The organism is Methylomonas montana (assembly GCF_030490285.1).
Lineage (GTDB): Bacteria > Pseudomonadota > Gammaproteobacteria > Methylococcales > Methylomonadaceae > Methylomonas > Methylomonas montana.
In genome coordinates this window covers 2,625,641-2,642,564 of record NZ_CP129884.1, presented here as the reverse complement: position 1 = coordinate 2,642,564, position 16,924 = coordinate 2,625,641, and the positions used below count along the sequence as shown (strand labels likewise).

Annotated in this window: 27 protein-coding genes; 10 read left to right on the top strand and 17 right to left on the bottom strand. The window is 52.6% G+C overall.

All coding sequences use genetic code 11. The features are described from left to right. Window positions 1–245 precede the first annotated feature (245 nt). The 13 genes from QZJ86_RS12255 to QZJ86_RS12195 all read right to left on the bottom strand — a co-directional run bounded on the left by QZJ86_RS12255 (window position 246) and on the right by QZJ86_RS12195 (window position 6,614). Entirely contained in the window at window positions 246–1,457 is a 1,212-nt protein-coding gene (locus tag QZJ86_RS12255; protein WP_301670705.1) for a phage integrase Arm DNA-binding domain-containing protein, read from the bottom strand. Window positions 1,458–1,469: 12 nt separating this feature from the next. Beyond that, window positions 1,470–1,742, bottom strand: a complete 273-nt coding sequence (locus QZJ86_RS12250) for an excisionase (protein WP_301670704.1) — start codon at window positions 1,740–1,742, stop codon at window positions 1,470–1,472. Between the two features lie 3 nt (window positions 1,743–1,745). After that, window positions 1,746–2,081, bottom strand: coding sequence for a hypothetical protein (locus tag QZJ86_RS12245; protein ID WP_301670703.1), 336 nt, complete (start codon window positions 2,079–2,081; stop codon window positions 1,746–1,748). Continuing rightward, a complete protein-coding gene (locus tag QZJ86_RS12240) occupies window positions 2,081–2,422 on the bottom strand; it encodes a hypothetical protein (RefSeq protein ID WP_301670702.1) in 342 nt (113 codons plus the stop codon). The genes QZJ86_RS12245 and QZJ86_RS12240 overlap by 1 nt, the downstream gene beginning before the upstream one ends. Then, the gene (locus tag QZJ86_RS12235; protein WP_301670701.1) at window positions 2,422–3,030 is read right to left on the bottom strand and encodes an HNH endonuclease signature motif containing protein; all 609 of its coding nucleotides are present in this window, start codon (window positions 3,028–3,030) and stop codon (window positions 2,422–2,424) included. Before QZJ86_RS12235 ends, QZJ86_RS12240 begins: the two co-directional genes overlap by 1 nt. Beyond that, window positions 3,027–3,254, bottom strand: coding sequence for a hypothetical protein (locus QZJ86_RS12230; protein WP_301670700.1), 228 nt, complete (start codon window positions 3,252–3,254; stop codon window positions 3,027–3,029). Before QZJ86_RS12230 ends, QZJ86_RS12235 begins: the two co-directional genes overlap by 4 nt. Window positions 3,255–3,354: 100 nt before the next feature. Continuing rightward, on the bottom strand, window positions 3,355–4,281 hold the full coding sequence (locus tag QZJ86_RS12225; RefSeq protein WP_301670699.1) for a recombination-associated protein RdgC: 927 nt from the start codon (window positions 4,279–4,281) through the stop codon (window positions 3,355–3,357). A 13-nt stretch (window positions 4,282–4,294) separates the two neighbouring features. Continuing rightward, the gene (locus QZJ86_RS12220) at window positions 4,295–4,630 is read right to left on the bottom strand and encodes a hypothetical protein (protein WP_301670697.1); all 336 of its coding nucleotides are present in this window, start codon (window positions 4,628–4,630) and stop codon (window positions 4,295–4,297) included. Window positions 4,631–4,638: 8 nt separating this feature from the next. Beyond that, window positions 4,639–4,833 carry a DUF7706 family protein gene (locus QZJ86_RS12215; protein WP_301670696.1) on the bottom strand — a complete coding sequence of 65 codons (195 nt, stop codon included), beginning with the start codon at window positions 4,831–4,833 and terminating at the stop codon, window positions 4,639–4,641. Between the two features lie 306 nt (window positions 4,834–5,139). Beyond that, the gene (locus QZJ86_RS12210; RefSeq protein WP_301670695.1) at window positions 5,140–5,628 is read right to left on the bottom strand and encodes a hypothetical protein; all 489 of its coding nucleotides are present in this window, start codon (window positions 5,626–5,628) and stop codon (window positions 5,140–5,142) included. Window positions 5,629–5,632: 4 nt separating this feature from the next. After that, window positions 5,633–5,863: a hypothetical protein gene (locus QZJ86_RS12205; protein ID WP_301670694.1), complete on the bottom strand. Its 231-nt coding sequence runs from the start codon at window positions 5,861–5,863 to the stop codon at window positions 5,633–5,635. Between the two features lie 9 nt (window positions 5,864–5,872). Next, complete coding sequence (locus QZJ86_RS12200; protein WP_301670693.1) at window positions 5,873–6,154, bottom strand: hypothetical protein; 282 nt, start codon at window positions 6,152–6,154, stop codon at window positions 5,873–5,875. 106 nt (window positions 6,155–6,260) lie between these two features. Further along, a complete protein-coding gene (locus QZJ86_RS12195; protein WP_301670692.1) occupies window positions 6,261–6,614 on the bottom strand; it encodes a hypothetical protein in 354 nt (117 codons plus the stop codon). A 229-nt stretch (window positions 6,615–6,843) separates the two neighbouring features. On the opposite strand from QZJ86_RS12195, the gene QZJ86_RS12190 reads away from it, so the two are divergent. Then, a complete protein-coding gene (locus QZJ86_RS12190; RefSeq protein ID WP_301670691.1) occupies window positions 6,844–7,194 on the top strand; it encodes a hypothetical protein in 351 nt (116 codons plus the stop codon). Here the strand turns inward: QZJ86_RS12190 and QZJ86_RS12185 are convergent, their stop codons facing one another. From QZJ86_RS12185 to QZJ86_RS12175, 3 genes are all read right to left on the bottom strand, one after another. Then, window positions 7,195–7,554, bottom strand: a complete 360-nt coding sequence (locus tag QZJ86_RS12185) for a hypothetical protein (protein ID WP_301670690.1) — start codon at window positions 7,552–7,554, stop codon at window positions 7,195–7,197. A gap of 200 nt (window positions 7,555–7,754) precedes the next feature. Then, a complete protein-coding gene (locus QZJ86_RS12180) occupies window positions 7,755–8,150 on the bottom strand; it encodes a hypothetical protein (RefSeq protein WP_301670688.1) in 396 nt (131 codons plus the stop codon). A 65-nt stretch (window positions 8,151–8,215) separates the two neighbouring features. Continuing rightward, a complete protein-coding gene (locus tag QZJ86_RS12175) occupies window positions 8,216–8,971 on the bottom strand; it encodes a LexA family transcriptional regulator (RefSeq protein ID WP_301670687.1) in 756 nt (251 codons plus the stop codon). Here QZJ86_RS12175 and QZJ86_RS12170 point away from each other — a divergent pair. Beyond that, window positions 8,964–9,161 carry a helix-turn-helix domain-containing protein gene (locus QZJ86_RS12170; protein WP_301670686.1) on the top strand — a complete coding sequence of 66 codons (198 nt, stop codon included), beginning with the start codon at window positions 8,964–8,966 and terminating at the stop codon, window positions 9,159–9,161. The genes QZJ86_RS12175 and QZJ86_RS12170 overlap by 8 nt on opposite strands. A 33-nt stretch (window positions 9,162–9,194) precedes the next feature. Here the strand turns inward: QZJ86_RS12170 and QZJ86_RS12165 are convergent, their stop codons facing one another. Then, on the bottom strand, window positions 9,195–9,470 hold the full coding sequence (locus QZJ86_RS12165; RefSeq protein ID WP_301670685.1) for a hypothetical protein: 276 nt from the start codon (window positions 9,468–9,470) through the stop codon (window positions 9,195–9,197). Between the two features lie 357 nt (window positions 9,471–9,827). On the opposite strand from QZJ86_RS12165, the gene QZJ86_RS12160 reads away from it, so the two are divergent. From QZJ86_RS12160 to QZJ86_RS12125, 8 genes are all read left to right on the top strand, one after another. Further along, window positions 9,828–10,127: a response regulator transcription factor gene (locus QZJ86_RS12160; RefSeq protein WP_301670684.1), complete on the top strand. Its 300-nt coding sequence runs from the start codon at window positions 9,828–9,830 to the stop codon at window positions 10,125–10,127. 10 nt (window positions 10,128–10,137) lie between these two features. Further along, the gene (locus tag QZJ86_RS12155; RefSeq protein ID WP_301670683.1) at window positions 10,138–10,410 is read left to right on the top strand and encodes a hypothetical protein; all 273 of its coding nucleotides are present in this window, start codon (window positions 10,138–10,140) and stop codon (window positions 10,408–10,410) included. Beyond that, the gene (locus tag QZJ86_RS12150; protein ID WP_301670682.1) at window positions 10,407–10,634 is read left to right on the top strand and encodes a hypothetical protein; all 228 of its coding nucleotides are present in this window, start codon (window positions 10,407–10,409) and stop codon (window positions 10,632–10,634) included. Before QZJ86_RS12155 ends, QZJ86_RS12150 begins: the two co-directional genes overlap by 4 nt. A 293-nt stretch (window positions 10,635–10,927) precedes the next feature. Beyond that, a complete protein-coding gene (locus QZJ86_RS12145) occupies window positions 10,928–13,438 on the top strand; it encodes a VapE domain-containing protein (protein WP_301670681.1) in 2,511 nt (836 codons plus the stop codon). Between the two features lie 624 nt (window positions 13,439–14,062). Then, entirely contained in the window at window positions 14,063–14,230 is a 168-nt protein-coding gene (locus QZJ86_RS12140) for a hypothetical protein (RefSeq protein WP_301670680.1), read from the top strand. Further along, window positions 14,217–14,813, top strand: a complete 597-nt coding sequence (locus tag QZJ86_RS12135) for a hypothetical protein (RefSeq protein ID WP_301670679.1) — start codon at window positions 14,217–14,219, stop codon at window positions 14,811–14,813. Before QZJ86_RS12140 ends, QZJ86_RS12135 begins: the two co-directional genes overlap by 14 nt. Before the next feature lie 101 nt (window positions 14,814–14,914). After that, entirely contained in the window at window positions 14,915–15,445 is a 531-nt protein-coding gene (locus QZJ86_RS12130) for a terminase small subunit (RefSeq protein ID WP_301670678.1), read from the top strand. Beyond that, a complete protein-coding gene (locus tag QZJ86_RS12125; RefSeq protein ID WP_301670677.1) occupies window positions 15,432–16,910 on the top strand; it encodes a terminase in 1,479 nt (492 codons plus the stop codon). Before QZJ86_RS12130 ends, QZJ86_RS12125 begins: the two co-directional genes overlap by 14 nt. The last annotated feature ends 14 nt before the right edge of the window (window positions 16,911–16,924 follow it).

Below are 16,924 nucleotides of genomic sequence, written 5' to 3'. Positions count from 1 at the left end.
CCAAACTCCTGAATACGCTTTTAATTTTTATAATTTACCTGTCTTTCCAGTGCGAGCCTAAAGACAGGCGATCAGAGTATAGCTTACAATTTAGCGTCATCTAATCTAAAAACTTTATAACTATGCGGAAAATCAAGGTTTTGTTTGTTTGTATGGGCAATATATGGCTTTAAGCTTTTGTTTATGATAAACAAAGGCTTACGGCGTTCCCCAAAATCTCCCCAAAATCTCCCCAAAATAAATATCTATTTTGTGACCACATCGAGCCATTCTGCGCCGCGAACGTCATGGTAAACGTCGGTCATTTTTTGCGATTTATGACCAAGCAATGTCTGAGTGTTCAATCCTTGCTCTCGATACAGACGTTCGGCAAGGCTGCGTTGTTCGTGGAAGGTTGGCGGGGTTTTTCCGTCCCAGGTCAGTCCGGATTTTCCGCGCGCCTTGGCAAAGCCTTTGCTGACTGTATTCAAATGCACGGGGTCGCCGACGCTTTGCTTAAAACCGTTTTGTGTGTGGTGTATCAGGTATTGCGACACGGCATGACGCCGGCATCGGCTGACCACGTCGCCCACTGACAGTTTCAGACAGTCAAGGCGTAAGTCGAGCGGAATGCGGAGCAGGGTACCGGTCTTCTGTTGTGGGACGTGTAAAAAGTCGGACTCGATGAACGCATAGGGTTTTATTGGGTGGTTCTCTCGCTTGCGGTAGGCGATCAATGCCGGCCCCCAGTCTGCTGATTTCTTGAATCGGGCCAGGGCGATATCCTCCAGGCGCTGTCCTGTCAGCAAAGCCAGCAGCATAGAGTTTTGCACCCAAGGATTCAGGTCTTCCGCAGCTAAAAATATCTTACTCCACTCGTCATAGGTAAGCCTGGAGCGTTTCACGACTGCTGGTTTGTTCTTGGTCATGCTGGCTGGGTTGTTTTCGATCTCGCCGGCCTGTATTGCTTCGGCAAAGATATCGATCAACGTGGAGCGTAACGACTGCGCCATTCGCGCCTTGCCCTGGTCATGATAGGCTTTCAGGCCTTGGGCTATATCCTTGACGCTGATGCTCTGGATGCCTTTGCCTTTGAACATTTCACCCAACCGAGCAGCCAGATGCGCTCGGATTCTGTGTGTGTTGGGTTTGATATCTCCAGTAGACAGGCGTTCGTCGGTAATGCGCAAATATTCGGCAATCCACTTTTCAAACGCTATTCCGTATTGTTTGACGGCTGGATGTTGCGCCATGATACGGTCTGTGTCTGATTGGGCCAGTTGCGCGTAAATGGCCGCGTTAAGTTGTTTAGCCTTGATTTTGGCTATTTCTTCGTCTGTACCCATGCCATAGAAGGTTCCGTCTCGGGGGTCTTTGTACTGGAAAGACGCCTTGTTGGTGCGCTTGTCAAGCTTACGGTACAGGTTTGGGATTTTGTTCAGGTCACGATTTTCGCCTGAGCGTTTGCGGGGGGCCATGTTGTTTACCCGTTACTGTTTCAACAATTTTTTACGGCTGCCATTCAGAATTGACAATACCACAGGATCGGTAGCGGCAATGCTCATGTCGACATTACAGGGAATTTTAGACGGTCTGTCATTTTTGACGTACTTGGCGGCGCGATCCACCAACCAATCGCGGCCTACTTTTTGCGGGGCAGGGGCGATGTTGCCATTTCTGGCCCAGGCGCGTAGCGTGTTGATACTGAATTTTCCGCCGTAGGTGTTGGCGTTCCATTGATCCAATGGGATTAGCGCTGTCATGCTTTATTCCACCATCTGGTAGCAAAAATAAAATTCCCAGGCTGACAATCGATTGGCAATATTTGAGATGCCAAGGTCGTATCTGGCGCTCGCGATCTGAATTTTAGAGACGGTGCTCCAGCGCTTTTCGAGTGTCTGTATATAATCGCCTCTAACGACATGACCTGCTGTTTTCCAGCCGCAGGTATCGCACTGGTATGCAGCAATGGGTTCCATGGAGACTAATGCCCGGTTTGGGTTGTCGGTGTCATCGATCAGTTCTGGGTATCCCATTTTGCAGATCGGGCATTTGTTCGAAAACGCTTCAAATAAGTCGGTTGTTGCCGGTTTTGTAGCCATCAATCGTTCTCCGCATCAGCATCATGCTGAAAATAATCCGGATACTCAGTCCTTAGTTTTTCAATAGCCGCTTTCGAGCCCGCTCCTTCCTGCTTGGCTTGTCTCAGATGGTATTCAGCGGTGGAAATGGCGCGCTGTGCAAGCGACAGACGGGCCCAGGCGCAATCGATCAGCCGCTTTATCGCGTCGAGTTCGTTCTCGAAATGGGTATTGACGAAACATTTGTCACCCTCGCTGTCCTGGCCAGGCCAGGGCTGACCGGTAACTATTCTGATTTCCCAGTTTCTGCAGCAGACCTTGTACAGTGTGCGGACGGGTTGGTTGGTTTTATGGATGCTCATTAACCGACCTCCTGTACTGAGCGGCATTTATCGAAAATTCGGACCTGCAATTTTGATAAGGTCATCACCACCGGCTTTAATTCTGTTGGCTGCGCCCTGTATTGATTTTTGCAAAGACGAAGCAGTTCGGCATTGCTGACCAGTTCGAAATTGTCCTCGGCAAAATTGGCGAGATCGCCATCTTTAAACACCAGACGCATATCGTCCGGAATCGGGCCGTTTCTTTCTTCCCATAAAATCCGGTGCTTTTGTCGCCATTGATCAGGCTCGGCAATTTTTTGCCAAAGGTAACCATCAGCTTTTATACGCTCGGCGCCGACAGGCAGCGCGTTATGGGGCGTGCCACCTTTTTTAAACTGCGTGGATGTCGATTTTCCCTTGCTGCCGATTTTTAGCCCTGCGTTCCAAGATGTGCCGCTTTTTGTGAATAGGCCTGTTCTGCCGGTGTAAATTTTTAGCCTTTTACAGGCGCCGTTGATAGCTGACTTGCTTAAGCTGGTTTTAAACTCGGCATTGAATTTATCCACTGTTTCAGAAATCAGCCATAGCTTGCGATTTTTACGCAGCCAGTCAATTTGCTCTGGTGTATAACGGTGGTGGTTTTTCATTCGGCCGCCAATGCTTTAGGGGTAAATTTGAGTTGATGGTCCGATTTGGCGACTTCCGCATCGAGCACCAAGCGACCGTTAGCAATGATCTGGCTGGCGACGCCAGTAATGGCCTTGCCTCGCTCTATTTCCGCCTTGAGCTTTTCACCTTCAAGACTTTCATCGCCCAGCCGTTCCAGTTGCGCGAATAAGTGGTCGTTGAGATCGGTCAGTTTGTTTTTCATTTCGTGCGTCTCATGCAGCCGATATTGATTTTAAGCAGCCGCTCTTCGCGCTTTTGCCAGCGCCAGCGTTGCCATTTAAAGAGGATGTGTAGGAAATAGTTCATGATGTGGCGGCCTGTTCGGGACGTCCGCCGAACGCCTCAACCAGATCGGCCAGCAGGTTGGCGATTTCGCCGGCCATGATGGTAAAGTCGCCATCGAATTGCTCGGCTTCATCGAAGGCTTCGGTATCCGCCGCTTGCTCTTGAACCAGGTCTAAAAATTTCAGGCGCTTGATTGCCAGGTTGGCGTCGAGGGTGAAGCTGATCCGGTCCCGCCAGGTCAGCGCCAGCTTATGGACGACCATTCCTGCTTCAATATGGCTTCTAGCCCATTCGCCGGCATCGCCTTCGCAATGTTTGCCGCGGATTACCCCACCGGTTTTATCCGGCGATCGCAGTTCGCATTCATCATCAAGCGCAAACCCGGCCGGCAGGCAGTTTTCGGGATCCGTTACCCATTGCGTCATCACGCCGGCCGGTTTGACGATGGCTTGCAACGGCACCACTGGCAGCGAGCCCAGGCATTTACGCAACTGGCGTAATAAGTCCTCGGCTTTTTTGGACGACGCGGAATCCACGATCAGATAGCCGTTCGCCAGGTCAATGTAGGCAAAGGTCTTGGCCGACTTGGTTAAGGCCCGAGGCAACAGTTCGAAAATCAGCTCGTCTTTCATACGCAACCGTTCTTTTGCCGGCAGCTTCCGCGCTTCGCGTTCTTCGATTTCCTTAAGGCGCTTGGCCAGCTCTTCGTTGATCGCGGCGGAGGGTAAGATTCTCTCTTCTTTTTTACCGCAGACCATCAGGTGCAGAGCGACTTCACGCACTAATACATCGGATGATTCGTTGACTGGCGGCACAAAGCCGAAACTGAATTCGTCCTGTGCCTGGCAGGGTGTAAATGGTCTTTGTAAGAGCGCTTCGTTTAATACCGATCGAATAAAGACCGTTTCTTGCAATCGGTAAACCGCTAAATTTTTAAACCACATTGTTTTTCTCCGGTTAAATAGCCTGATGTTTAGCCATGGGGTTTTGTTCGGCGGTTTGACGGATGAGGCCGATCAGCTGATCGATAATGGAGTCGGCTTTTTCCTGACGAAGCAGCATGGCTTCCACTTCGTCGCGCGTTTCGAAGAATATCGCCAGGGCATTGATGCCTTCGTCCAGTCGGTTGCAGGCCTTGACGGTCACCGTATCGATCAGGTATTGGCTGGGGGCAACTCCTAGCTGCCGGGCTTTTGCCTTCATCATGGCGTCGATACTCCAGGCCAATCTATTTTTGGTCATGGCGTTATCGATCTTGGCATTTGGCTTTAGTAGGTTTACTGTGATGCTCATGATTTCTCCTATCTTGGTGAGTAGCCGGCTTCGGCCAGGCTTTTTTGAAGCTTGGCGATGGCATCCAGCATGATGTAGGCCTCGGCGTTATCGACAGCGTTGGTCCGGCAATCGCTATAGCTGATGCGTTTGCACAACTGCGCCAGCGCTAGGGCTTCGTCGTCGGGTAGATCGACTTTGATCGGGTTCGTTTTGGTAGACATGGCGCCTCCTTGTTAAAGTGTTTGATGGCTTGGCGCCCCGTTTTCCACAGCAGGGCCAATGCGGAACCAATTAGGTATGAAAAGAAACCGCACGACTGCTCCAGCCTTTTTCCGGTGCGGGAGGACACCGGCCAAGCCATCACGTAAACCCTACCGGCTTTTTGTCCCTAACCGGCAGGGTTTACGTGATGACCCTTCAAAAAAGACCCGCTATCGAAGCCGGGTCAGTAGGAAGGAACGCACACACAAAGCAACTGCACTTTGTAAAAAACACCCTGCTGACAAGGCGTTTTGTACAAAGCGGCTTCATCCTGTTTTCTTTTGATCTGGATACTTTTCGCCGCAGAATGGGCAGTAGTTGAACATCATGCTTTGCTTCTGGGTTTTCGCTTTAACCCCACCTTTTTTTAAAGGGAATTTCGCTGTTGTTTCGAAAGGCATGCAGCCTTTCATTTCTAAACCAGTGCCTGAAAACAGGAAGCCATACCCAGTCAATGAAGCTTTATGTTCGGTTGCCTCAGGGGATTGTTCGATGAATCGCGCAAGCAGCATTTCCTCAATATCTGCCCTGCAATTACACGTGCTAGTTTTCTCAGGACCAGCAAGCATCTCGGCCCAGTACAGCACGGTGCCATCTGGCAATGGAAAGCTATCAGCAGCGAACCAACCGCCATCTAAGTGATAACCAAGCCAAACGGGTTCATCCATTTCCGGATGCCATAACAGCACCGTCATTTCGTCATCCGGCAGCCGGTCGCTTACTGGGTACCAGGTAATTTTTTCTGTCGTTGGCATTTGATTAAGCCGCCTCAGCCTTGCGGCATTTGTCGTAAATTTTTTTAAGGTCGATTAGCGCCAGCTCTGTGTAGGCATGTTCCCGGCGGCCGATGAGCAGCTTGGATATGCCGGCGAGTTCCGATCTGGCGTTTTGATAACAGGCGTCCAGGTCCTGAGCGCTTTTCGTATCCCGATGAAACTGGGCAACGATGAACGTCACGGTGTCTTTCAGGGTTTTTTCGGCGATTAGCATGGCGGGTTCCTAAAGGTAGATGACAGCGGTGCCAAAATGGTTTGCATTGACGTATGCCTGAGCCGTTAACGCTCTAAACCAACGCCCGCATGCTAGAAATGAGCCGTCTTTGCATACTTTTTTGACAAAACAGTATTTCCAATTCAGCGGAATGATTTCGCCGTTTTCCAGCTCCAGCCAATCGCGGTGATTTTTGCAATCTGCAACTTTGATCATGTCGCCTTTTTGGGGCACTAAGCCGCGATCAACCACGGGAACGATGGCCCTAATTTCGACGTCGTGTATTTTCATGGCAGGTTCCTAAAAAACTCCGGAAAGCGTCCGGATCGCGTATTGTCTTTTTGGGGCTGAGTTGCCAAGTGAGCGCAACCCAGCCGCCTAACGGTTTTGGGACGCGTTATTCTTCCGAGCCCAGTTCTTCGTCGTTTTCACCAGCCGATTCAGTGACTTTTTCTGCTTCTTTGGCGGCCTGGCTGATTTGGTACGGCATCCACTCGGCAAAACCACCGTTTTCCGGACGCACATCGCCTTCTTGAAGAAGTGACACCGATGTTCTCGAATACTGGCGACCATTCGCGTCGACGACAGACAGGTTGACCATTTTGTCGCTATGGACACAAGCCACGGTCGCCGCTAGTGGTTGATCATTGCTGGCAGATACCGAAGGCAGGTCGACGCCGGCACCGGTTTTTTCTGATTGAGTGGGCCAGTACCAGACGACACGCCCGATTGAAGGTTTGATTAAGCTCATTGCTACTCCTAAAAAACTCCGGAACGCGTCCGGATCGCGGGCCGATACAGCGGCGGACAGGTTTTTCTGGTTCCGGGCGTGTGGCTTGGCGTAAAGATACGTTAGCGTATTTTATTTGTCAATACGGTATCGTATTATTTTTTCGACAGGCAGCAAAAAACCGCTAGAATGCGGCTGCGATGAGCATAAAAAAACCCGCACGGGGCGGGTTTAGTGAGGAGAACGAGCCATGATAAATCAATTAAGTAAAGAGGATTTGTATATATACGAACAGCTGGGAGAGATACCGAAAATTATTGATATTGCTAGTGAGGGGGTGCGCTATCGTCTATCTCGCGAAGTATCTGAATACTTGTTAAGCCTCCCCAGAGACCGGCCAGCGCCGAAAACCGCGTTGCGAGTTGTGGAAATTGACTCTGTTGAAGCGATTCCTTCTCTTTTAGCAAAAGATCGCAAAGAACGTCTGCTGCAGCAGGGTTGGTACGGATTGTGGTATCGATGCAGATTTTCGCGAGTCTTAGCACGAGCATCTCAATTTCTTCTGGGGTTAGTGATTGATTGGTTTGATCTGGCGGCATAATTATTTAATGGTCAGGCATTCGAACACCAGTTCGATGCGCGGGAATTCACCTAATCCCAATGGCGTGGTGGATGCGGTTTCCTGAAGGACATTGAGGTTTTTTTGTTTGCGGGCACAGAATTCGGTTGCCCGCTTTTCGGCGGATTCTCGGAGGGCGGACACCGTCACAAAGCCGGTAGCGCCTTGATGAAAAACTCGGAAGGCTTCTTCTCCAGGAGTAGGCTTGGAAACCTGGCTAGTTTCACCGCTCCATAGGACATGAGCGAATCCGGATTCGCTGGAGGCTGCGGGTTGAATGGTAGATGATTTGGCGCAGCCAGAAAGAACCATGATTGCCAGGACGATATTCAGCAACTTCATTGTCGTGTTATCTAGGAGGACAGGCCTGAGCACAGAGCTTTAGGGCGTCGGTGCATTCGTGCTGCATCATTATCGGGAAGAAGGTGAATTTTCCTACGCATCCCGAATAGGTCTTGGCGCAGGTTTGGCCGCACTGGGTTTCCACTTTGCTGAGATCGATGTCGGAAACACTGGCGCAGCCGGCCAATAACATGACCAGGCTAAAGATGAACAATCGCATCATAAATTTGTTGTTTGTCATCTATACAGATACCGCTTCCACCTAGGCCATTCGAGGTAAATTCGCATCGTAAGCCTTTGCCACTAGGCGATGAGAGAATGCCTTTGACGGTTCGGGTGCCGCCGAATTCGGAAGCCGAGGCACTGTTTCCGTGGCGTTGGATAAGACCGAAACCAGCATCCGTGCTAACAATCGGCCCGGAGTAAGTTTCGCCGTTAATCGGGAGAGTGATGGAGCCTGAGCTAAAGCCGTTACCGAAGACTTCGCCGCTGTAGACTTTTCCTGAATCTCTTGGCATTGCCTGAATGACGCCGGTACAGCCAGTAAGGATAGGCAGCAGCAAAGCCAGCGGAGTAAGGGGATATTTAATATTCATCCTATTTTTGTTTCCATTAGTATTTTCTCAAATTCCACCAACCCAGCACTTATCCGCCCTACGAGCTAAATCCTCGTACTTTCCTTGATAACGACCTTGCCTATCACCAGACAGAGATCGCCGGAACACAGCTTGTTTGGGTGTCTGTTTTTGTCCGGATTATCTGATTGCAGCCACCATTGCCCGGCATCGCGAATCATGCGCTTAATGAGCAATTCGCCTTCGTAGTTGATGGCGTATACATCGCCGTCTTTCGGTGTGGTTTTGCTGGTATCTATGATGACAGTGTCGCCATCATATAAGCTTGTTTCCATGGAATCGCCTGTTACACCAGCTGCAATTAGCGTTTCAGGTTTTAAGCCTTCTCGTTGTAGTTTGGCGACATGAATGAATACCGGCTCCTGCTCGTCGCCGTGATAGTCAACGGCGAACCCAATAACTCCTGCTTGCAAGCGAAAGCTTCCATATCTAATTGCTTTAAATTGCGGGGGCGCCAGCTCGGAAACACGATTCTCGTGCTTTCTCGGCTCTATACCTCTAAGTTGCGCCTCTGTCAGACCCAGGCCGAACGCCAACTTTTTAACGGTTGTCGATCGTGGATCACCATGTTTTCCGCTTCTGATTCTCTGGATTGTTGGCTGAGGGACTTTTGATTTAGCCTCTAAATCATAATCATTCAGGCCTTGAAGGCTCATCTCATCTTCTAAGATCTCTCGTAAGGTGCTCATGCCGTGAGCATACGTGTCCGTATTTTTTTCGGCAAATACGTTTGCTCGTTGACTAAGATACGGAAGCGTATTATTATTTTTTGCCATGAACATACAAACCGTCCTGAATCAGTTAAAAACTACCATGACCGACGCTGAAATCGGCGAAAAGATTGGCGCCCCTCAATCTACTGTCACGCGATTGAGAAACGGAAAACACAAGACCACTTATTTTGAGCGGGCAGAAGCTATTCGTAAATTGGCCGAAGCCCACAACATCAACACCGATTCGGTCGCCTCATGACCAATCAACCATTTCAATCCGAAATCGACGAGATCAATGAGGTTTTTTCGGGCCTTCACCGTGAGCATGTTCGCGTTCGGCGAGTGATTCAATTTTCTTACGCAGTTCTCGACGAATCGAATCTAAGCCTTCTTGGGCGTCTAGTTCTAAAGGCCCAAAGGGTTTTGCTGCGGTTATGTCTTCGAAATCCTGCAAAATTTTTTGCGGATTTGGATGGTTAAGGGCGATGGCGAACATGAGGTTTTTAATGCCTTCCACTTTTCCGGCGGTTCTTAATATGAGCCGTTGGAGTTTTTGTATTTCATTCATGAGGTTTTCCTATGGGTCTTAATGCCTGTCTTTCGTCTGAAACGCCGTCTCCGCTCCTGGCGCAGCAAGTGCGTGAGTGGCTAGAGCAATTGCCGCCGTGGGACAACGTCCCACGGCTTGAGCACTATTTATCTGACTGCGCAGATCATCGGCCAGCCGTTGAGCATCCATCTGTCTAGCCATGGCTGCCACGATTAATGCGAAGCCTTCCTGTTGTGCCTCCTACCTGGGCCGCTTCGGCGGCCGTTTTTGGGCTGGACATAGGATCGCTGGTTTTGGCTGTTTGGACTATTAGGCCGATTCCTTAGGGAATAGGGCCTAGGGAATTTCCCCTATTGTTTTTCTTGGAGATTGTCGATGGAAACGCCCGCTGTTTATCGAGTTCCTAGTATCCAGGTGGCTGGCATGCCGGCATTGCCCACTGCCCATCGGCGTGGATTAACGGAACGGGAATTCGAGGTGTTGCAGCTGTTGTGCCAGGCCATGCCGGACAAAGTAATGGCGCGGCGATTGAATGTGTCGGCCAAGACGATTTCCATGCATCTTGAGCATATTTATTCGAAGCTGGGCATCCATAGCGATTCGCAGAATGCCCGCTGTGCGGCGATTTTAGCGGCGTTTGATTTGGGCTTGGTGCAGCCACCAAGTTGTCATTAAGGGGAATGGTATGGATGGACTTTTACGCGCCGGCGCGACTTTTATTCAAGAGCTGAGCCTAGGGGCGTTGTTGGTGTTAGCCGGTGCCGGCTTGATGTTGAAGCCGTTTGTTTTGCTGGTTGGCGCGGTAGCGAGCGGCTTGTTTTCGTTTTTGGTGTTTTTGGCCGTGTTGGGCTTTCTGCTGCTGGGCATTGTGATTTATGGGGCGATTGATTTGGCTGCTACCGGTTGGCGGCGCTGGGTCAATGGCCGGTTCGAGGCTGTTTTTAGGGATTGGATGTGAGCAAAATTATTTTGTATGGCACGACGGCCAATAAGCGCGCGGAACTGGCGCACAAGCTACTGACAAAACAACCGGACCATCGCCTGGTCGATGACTGGGATGGGGTATCGGCTATCGAGGCGAATACCCTCGTGTCAACCGACCTGATGCCGCCGTTTGAAACGGCCACGGATTGTTTGATGGTAGCGGTTGGTTTGGCGCCATGCCCGACTTGCGGGGAATGATCGATGATGCTGCCTAAGATTAAATTATTGAGACAATTGTATTGCTGGTGGTTTGGGCATTATCCCTATATCGCAAGCTGTCGGGATGATGAAGCCGGGATTTACACCTGCATCCGTTGCGATCGAAAATTGGTAGACGATGTGGATCTGTGCTCATGGGAAAGTCGTCATGCGAGAGTCATAGGGTTTTTCTATTACTGGTTTTTCAGAAAATGGATTCCGGAGAGATGCCCGACCTGCGGGAAGCGCCTTAATCAGTGCGATAGCGACGACTGCTTACCATTTTGATCTGAATGGCCGGCAAAAAAATCGATTTCGCCGCGATCAACCGCGCGGCACTGGGACAGTTTGAGTCGCTATTAGGCGAATGGCTGCCCGACGGCGAGCCGAGCGGCTCTGAGTATCGGGCGATTAATCCGACCCGTGGCGATAGCAAGAAGGGATCGTTTTCGATCAATATCCGCAAGGGTGTGTGGCAGGACTTCGCCACCGACGATGCGGGTTCCGATCCGATCTCGCTGTATGCCTATCTGTTTTGCAACGATGACCAGGGCGCCGCCGCGAAAGAGCTGGGCGAGCTGCTGGGCATCGAGGCACCAAATACACCCCGAGAGAAGAAGGCGAAGGCGCCTTATAACCGTCAGCCTCGGCAGGGGGATAAACCTGCCGAGCCGAACAAAAAACCCTCCAACGAATCCCTCTGGCACCCCATCATTCCGGTACCGGCCGATGCGCCGGAGCGCCACAAAGCGCATTCTGTGCGCGGCCTACCCGACACCGTGTGGACCTATCACGGCCTCGATGGCGCTGTGCTGGGGCATGTGTACCGGTTCAAAAGCAGCGACGGCGGCAAGGAAGTGTTGCCGCTGACCTGGTGCCGGCATGAGAAAACCGGCCAGTGCGAATGGCGCTGGATGCAATGGGCGGTACCGCGGCCGCTGTACGGCCTGGAGCGGTTGACCGTTGCCGATATCGACGATCCGGAACATAACAGCCCCGTGCTACTGCTGGAGGGCGAGAAATGCGCCGACGCGGCCGATATCGAGCTGGCCGAGCTAGCCTGCCTGACCTGGTCGGGCGGTTCCAAGGCGGTTGATAAAGCCGATTGGACGCCGCTGGCCGGCCGCAAGGTGATCATTTGGCCGGATTGCGATAGCCAGCGCGAGAAAAAACCTAAGGACGCTCCCGACGATTTTATCCCGCCCTTTTTGCCTGAGGATAAGCAGCCTGGCATGGTTGCCGCCCGCAAGATCGCCGAGAAGCTGGTGGAATTGGGCTGCAAGGTGTGGGTGATGGCGATTCCGCCAGTGGGCACCATGAAAAACGGCTGGGACGTGGCCGACGCCATTGCAGACGGCTTGACGGGCTTGACCCTTGCGAATTATGTCCGGGCCAAGTCGAAGCTGTTCATGGGCTCAGCCGAAGCCGAGTCTGCTGCCAAATTGCTTTCTACTCCGGTGCCGGCTAGCGCTGGCGGCGGGGATTCTGGCGATTTTCCGCCGGATTACCCCGACTATCCGGATTACCCCGATCCGCCTGACGATACGCCCAATCCTGATAGCGCCTGGTATCACGCCCTAGCCAAAAAAGCCCGCGGCGGCATCGAGCCGTGCCGATCCAACGTGGCGAAGATTTTGCGGATGCATCCGAAGTGGCGCGGGGTGATCGGCTACAACGAATTTGCGCATCAAATCGAAAAGCTGCTGCCGACGCCATGGACCGCCGAGCCCGGCGTTTGGGACGGCGCCGACGATTCTTGTCTCGATGAGTGGCTGGCCGACGACGTCGACGTGCTGATCAAGGCCATGTCAACCATCGCCGAGGGCGTTTCTCACGCCGCTAACGCGCACAAGTTTCATCCGGTGAGGCAGTTCTTGACGGGCCTGGCGCCCTGGGATGGCACTTCTCGACTGGATTGCTACCTGGCCGATATTACCCAAGCCGAGAACACACCTTTTCTGCGCCTGGCCGGCCGGTTTTTCCTGATCGCCATGGTCGCGCGAATCTTCCGGCCGGGCTGCAAATTTGACTACATGCTGGTCCTGGAAGGCAAGCAAGGGCAGGGGAAGTCTAGTTTCTTCCGGATCCTGGCCGATCCCTGGTTTAGCGAGACGCCATTCGATATCGGTACCAACGAAGGCAACATGGCCATCCAGGGCGTTTGGCTTCAAGAGATGGCCGAGATGGGGATGTTTAGCCGGTCCGAGGATACGGCGTTTAAGTCGTTCCTGGCGATCGTCAGAGACAAGTTTCGCCGGCCGTATGACCGCCGGCCGGTGGAAGCGCCGCGCGTGTGCCTGTTTGGCGGCACGACCAACCTTGACCAGTATTTGAAAGATCAGACCGGTAACCGGCGCATCTGGCCAGTTCGCTGTGCTGAGGTGGATACCGAATTATTACGGGACATCCGCGAGCAGCTGTTTGCCGAAGCCCTCGTGGCCTTTAACGCCGGCGAACGGTTTTGGCCGACACCGGAAGAGGAGCGGTTGTATTTCGAACCTGAACAGGCGACTCGTTTGTCGGTCGACGCCTGGGAAGAGCTCATACAAGGATATGTGAACGATCCATCCGAGAAGCTACGTAACTTCTATACCGCGCTGGATCTCTTGATCAACGCCTGCAAGGTCGAGAAATCGAAGATCGATGAAGCCAACCGGATGACCTCAAGGGTAGGGCGGATCATGCAGAAGATCGGCTGGGAACGGGTGCGCGAGCCGAGCGGCCAGTTCCGGCGCTGGGGTTATGTACGCCCAGTTGCCGAACGCATCCGGAAAGACATCTTTACGGATCCCATCAAGGACTAGCGAGATGACTGTTAAGGATCAATTTAGGCGGCATTCAAATAGTCCGCGCAGCGGCTCATTTTATGACTTCCCGACCCTCTCCCCGCACCCCTCGGCAACTGCTCCCGGCGTGGCCCTACCTCCTGCATCCTTGCAGTCGTCGCCCGCGCAGCCTGGCTTTTGCCGCCGCGTGGGTTTGCTTTGCGCCAGCGGCACGCTCGCGATTTTTTCGACTTTGCGTCCGTTTTTGCCTTGCGCTAGCGGCAGCTCGCGCGCGATTTTTAATATAAGCCTAAAGCCGACAAGGGGTGTAGCCGTCCCAGACTTTACTGGGACAAGTCCATTGGGACGGCTACAGGGCACGGCCGGCGCGGCTTGTCCCAGTGTCCCGGTTTTATCGCAGGCGCGCACATGTACACACACGCACGCGCGCACCTGCGCGACGTGTGTTTATCGAATATCACTATTTATTTTTTTTAACTGTTTTTACTGGGACTGGGACAAGGCTAGAGAAATAAAGGCCTACAGCCGTCCCAGTGGACTTGTCCCGGTTTTTACTGGGACGGATTTTGCCGCCAATGATGTCAGGTAAGGCGTTTTTTTGTGATTTGGGGAGGTGTTGTGGCTGAAGTGTTGGAACGAAGAATGTACCGGGATCCGCTGGATGTGCTGATCTCAATCGAAAACGGCACTTGTGCCGGCTGCAAGTACCAGCGCGAAGAGTGGGACACGCGCTATTGCGGCCTGGGCAAGCGCTATGGCTGGAAATGTAAATCCTATGAGGAAGTGGAGGTGGATAATGGCAAATCCTGAAATTATCGGCCTGCTGTGCGCAGGTTCGTCATTTTTTGAGTCTGGCCCGCGTCGCAGTAGCGGCGTAGTGCTGTCTCGTTCCGAGTTGGCGGGTTATTTGGCGGGTACCAGCGATATTGCGATGAGCTTTGCCTTGGGCTGCTATGCGCTGGATCAAGACGCCGAGCGATTGTTAATTGCCTATGTGCGGGTCTGGGCCGCGCATCTGGCGAATCGCGAAGGTTGGGAGATTGTGAAAGGCCGGCCGACGGTGTCTAACTTATCCGCCATTGCGGTGTATGAGGTGATTAGGCCGCTGGTGCATATGGCTTGTGCCGGCTCTGGTTATACTCGGGATGCTCGATCCGGCAAGCGGGTGGTGTGTTCGGCGTGTGCCGGCACCGGCATCAAGGCTTTATCGGGCCGGAAGATTGCGGCGGCGGCTGGCCTGGACAAGATGGATTGGTTTAGACATTGGCAAAACCGGTATCTGCAAATCTTGAAATATGTCATCGAGCTGGACGGTGAAGTGCAGGCGATTTTGGCGGACGCGACGAAACCGCTTGACGTTGAGACAAAAAAAGCCTATAAAACGTCATACTGAACGAAAGCCTGCCCGGAAACGGAGCGGGCTTTTTTTTTGGATTTTTTCCATAATTGGCACTACGACATTCGTCGGCCATTTAACCTAAGGTTTATCAAGCTGTGACAGAACGCGACCCTGGCCTGACTGACAAGGAGTGGCTATTTTGTAATGAATACTTGATCGACTTAAACGGTACGCAAGCCGCGAAACGCGCGGGTTATAGTGAAAAGTCGGCCAGACAGCAAGCTACTAAGCTGTTGTCAAAAGCGTCTATTCAGGTGTCTATTTCCCGGTTGCGTTCAGATCGGGAAGAACGGACGCAAGTGACTGCAGATCGCGTTTTACGAGAAGTCGGGCGAATTGCTTTGGTCGATCCTCGCAAAGCTTTCGACAAAAACAACGCCTTACTGCCTGTCCAAGATTGGCCCGACGAAATAGCCGCCGCCATATCATCGATAAAAATCCTGGAAGTGAAGGATTCAGAGGGCAATATCATCGGCGAAACCAAGGAAATCAAGTTTTGGGACAAAGCTGCTGCATTGACCTTGGCGGCCAGACATCTGGGAATGCTGAACGACAAGGTCACGCTGGACGTGACCGACAACCTAGCGGACCGCTTGGCGAGAGCTAGATTGCGTGTCGGCGGATAAAAGCGACGATCAACTGATCGAACTGGCTGCCGAGTGCAGCACCGATCCGCATAAATGGAGCCTGCTGGCGTGGGATTGGGACCACGGCCCGCTGAAAGGCCATACCGGCCCGCGCGAATGGCAAACGGACATCAACTGCATTATTCGCGACCACCTGCAAAATCCGGAGACGCGGTTTGAGCCGCTGAAAATCTCGGTGGCATCCGGTCACGGTATCGGCAAGTCGGCCCAACTGGGGATGTTGGTCAACTGGGCGCTGTCCACTTGTGAAGATTGCAAGGTGGTCATCACCGCCAACACCGACGGCCAGTTGAAAACCAAGACCTCACCCGAGGTCGGCAAGTGGTCGCGGATGTCGATCACGGCCGATTGGTTCGACGTGCAAGCCACCAGTATCGCTAGCCGCGATAAAGACCACACCCGCGAATGGCGGGCCAACTTTGTGACCTGGTCGAAAAACAATACCGAGGCCTTCGCTGGCTTGCACAACCAGGGCAAGCGCATCGTCATTATCTTTGACGAAGCGTCGGCGATCGATGACGCGGTCTGGAAAGTCACCGAAGGTGCGCTGTCAGACGAAAACACCGAGATTATCTGGATCGTTTTCGGTAACCCGACCCGGAATACCGGCGAGTTTCGCGAGTGCTTTCGGAAGCATCGCCATCGCTGGCATAACCGGCAAATCGATTCGCGGACTGTCGAAGGCACCAACAAAACCCAGATTGCCAAGTGGATCGAAGACTACGGCGTCGATAGCGACTTCGTGAAGGTGAGGGTGCGCGGCATGTTCCCCAACGTGTCGGCGAAACAGTTTATCGTCACCGAAGACGTCGACCAGGCACTGGGGCGCGAATTGCGACTGGAGCAGTTCAACTTCGCACCGAAAATCATCACGGTTGATCCTGCCTGGGAAGGCGACGACCCGTTGATCATTGGTTTTCGCCAAGGCCTGTTGTTCAAAATACTGCGCAAGCTGCCCAAGAATGATAACGACATCCATGTGGCGAACATCATCGCCAACCTGGAAGACGAACACCAGGCCGATGCGGTCTTCATTGATGCCGGTTATGGCACCGGGATTAAATCCGCCGGCGCGACGATGGGTAGAGACTGGCGGTTAGTCTGGTTTGCCGGCGAATCCTCCGATCCAGGCTGCCTGAACAAGCGCGCTGAAATGTGGAAGCTGATGCGCGACTGGTTAAAAGCGGGCGGTTGCATCCCTGACGATCCGGAACTGTATGACGAACTGATCTCGCCGGAAACCGTGGCACGGATGGACGGCAAGATTCAGTTGGAAAGTAAAAAAGATATGAAAGCCCGCGGCTTGCCATCGCCGAATAAGGCCGATGCGCTGTGCTTGTCCTTTGCTTATCCCGTGACTAAAAAAATACCCGGCGGCTATAACCACCGCCCACGCGATCAGGCCATTCGCGGCCATGATCCGTTTGCACGATCTCACCCTTAATTTTATACGAGGTA

Excerpts from the sequence above, each read along its gene's own strand:
- QZJ86_RS12255 (WP_301670705.1), bottom strand. The coding sequence starts at position 1,457 with ATGGCCCCCCGCAAACGCTCAGGCGAAAATCGTGACCTGAACAAAATC.
- QZJ86_RS12250 (WP_301670704.1), bottom strand. The coding sequence starts at position 1,742 with ATGACAGCGCTAATCCCATTGGATCAATGGAACGCCAACACCTACGGC.
- QZJ86_RS12245 (WP_301670703.1), bottom strand. The coding sequence starts at position 2,081 with ATGGCTACAAAACCGGCAACAACCGACTTATTTGAAGCGTTTTCGAAC.
- QZJ86_RS12240 (WP_301670702.1), bottom strand. The coding sequence starts at position 2,422 with ATGAGCATCCATAAAACCAACCAACCCGTCCGCACACTGTACAAGGTC.
- QZJ86_RS12235 (WP_301670701.1), bottom strand. The coding sequence starts at position 3,030 with ATGAAAAACCACCACCGTTATACACCAGAGCAAATTGACTGGCTGCGT.
- QZJ86_RS12230 (WP_301670700.1), bottom strand. The coding sequence starts at position 3,254 with ATGAAAAACAAACTGACCGATCTCAACGACCACTTATTCGCGCAACTG.
- QZJ86_RS12225 (WP_301670699.1), bottom strand. The coding sequence starts at position 4,281 with ATGTGGTTTAAAAATTTAGCGGTTTACCGATTGCAAGAAACGGTCTTT.
- QZJ86_RS12220 (WP_301670697.1), bottom strand. The coding sequence starts at position 4,630 with ATGAGCATCACAGTAAACCTACTAAAGCCAAATGCCAAGATCGATAAC.
- QZJ86_RS12215 (WP_301670696.1), bottom strand. The coding sequence starts at position 4,833 with ATGTCTACCAAAACGAACCCGATCAAAGTCGATCTACCCGACGACGAA.
- QZJ86_RS12210 (WP_301670695.1), bottom strand. The coding sequence starts at position 5,628 with ATGCCAACGACAGAAAAAATTACCTGGTACCCAGTAAGCGACCGGCTG.
- QZJ86_RS12205 (WP_301670694.1), bottom strand. The coding sequence starts at position 5,863 with ATGCTAATCGCCGAAAAAACCCTGAAAGACACCGTGACGTTCATCGTT.
- QZJ86_RS12200 (WP_301670693.1), bottom strand. The coding sequence starts at position 6,154 with ATGAAAATACACGACGTCGAAATTAGGGCCATCGTTCCCGTGGTTGAT.
- QZJ86_RS12195 (WP_301670692.1), bottom strand. The coding sequence starts at position 6,614 with ATGAGCTTAATCAAACCTTCAATCGGGCGTGTCGTCTGGTACTGGCCC.
- QZJ86_RS12190 (WP_301670691.1), top strand. The coding sequence starts at position 6,844 with ATGATAAATCAATTAAGTAAAGAGGATTTGTATATATACGAACAGCTG.
- QZJ86_RS12185 (WP_301670690.1), bottom strand. The coding sequence starts at position 7,554 with ATGAAGTTGCTGAATATCGTCCTGGCAATCATGGTTCTTTCTGGCTGC.
- QZJ86_RS12180 (WP_301670688.1), bottom strand. The coding sequence starts at position 8,150 with ATGAATATTAAATATCCCCTTACTCCGCTGGCTTTGCTGCTGCCTATC.
- QZJ86_RS12170 (WP_301670686.1), top strand. The coding sequence starts at position 8,964 with ATGAACATACAAACCGTCCTGAATCAGTTAAAAACTACCATGACCGAC.
- QZJ86_RS12175 (WP_301670687.1), bottom strand. The coding sequence starts at position 8,971 with ATGTTCATGGCAAAAAATAATAATACGCTTCCGTATCTTAGTCAACGA.
- QZJ86_RS12165 (WP_301670685.1), bottom strand. The coding sequence starts at position 9,470 with ATGAATGAAATACAAAAACTCCAACGGCTCATATTAAGAACCGCCGGA.
- QZJ86_RS12160 (WP_301670684.1), top strand. The coding sequence starts at position 9,828 with ATGGAAACGCCCGCTGTTTATCGAGTTCCTAGTATCCAGGTGGCTGGC.
- QZJ86_RS12155 (WP_301670683.1), top strand. The coding sequence starts at position 10,138 with ATGGATGGACTTTTACGCGCCGGCGCGACTTTTATTCAAGAGCTGAGC.
- QZJ86_RS12145 (WP_301670681.1), top strand. The coding sequence starts at position 10,928 with ATGGCCGGCAAAAAAATCGATTTCGCCGCGATCAACCGCGCGGCACTG.
- QZJ86_RS12140 (WP_301670680.1), top strand. The coding sequence starts at position 14,063 with ATGTACCGGGATCCGCTGGATGTGCTGATCTCAATCGAAAACGGCACT.
- QZJ86_RS12135 (WP_301670679.1), top strand. The coding sequence starts at position 14,217 with ATGGCAAATCCTGAAATTATCGGCCTGCTGTGCGCAGGTTCGTCATTT.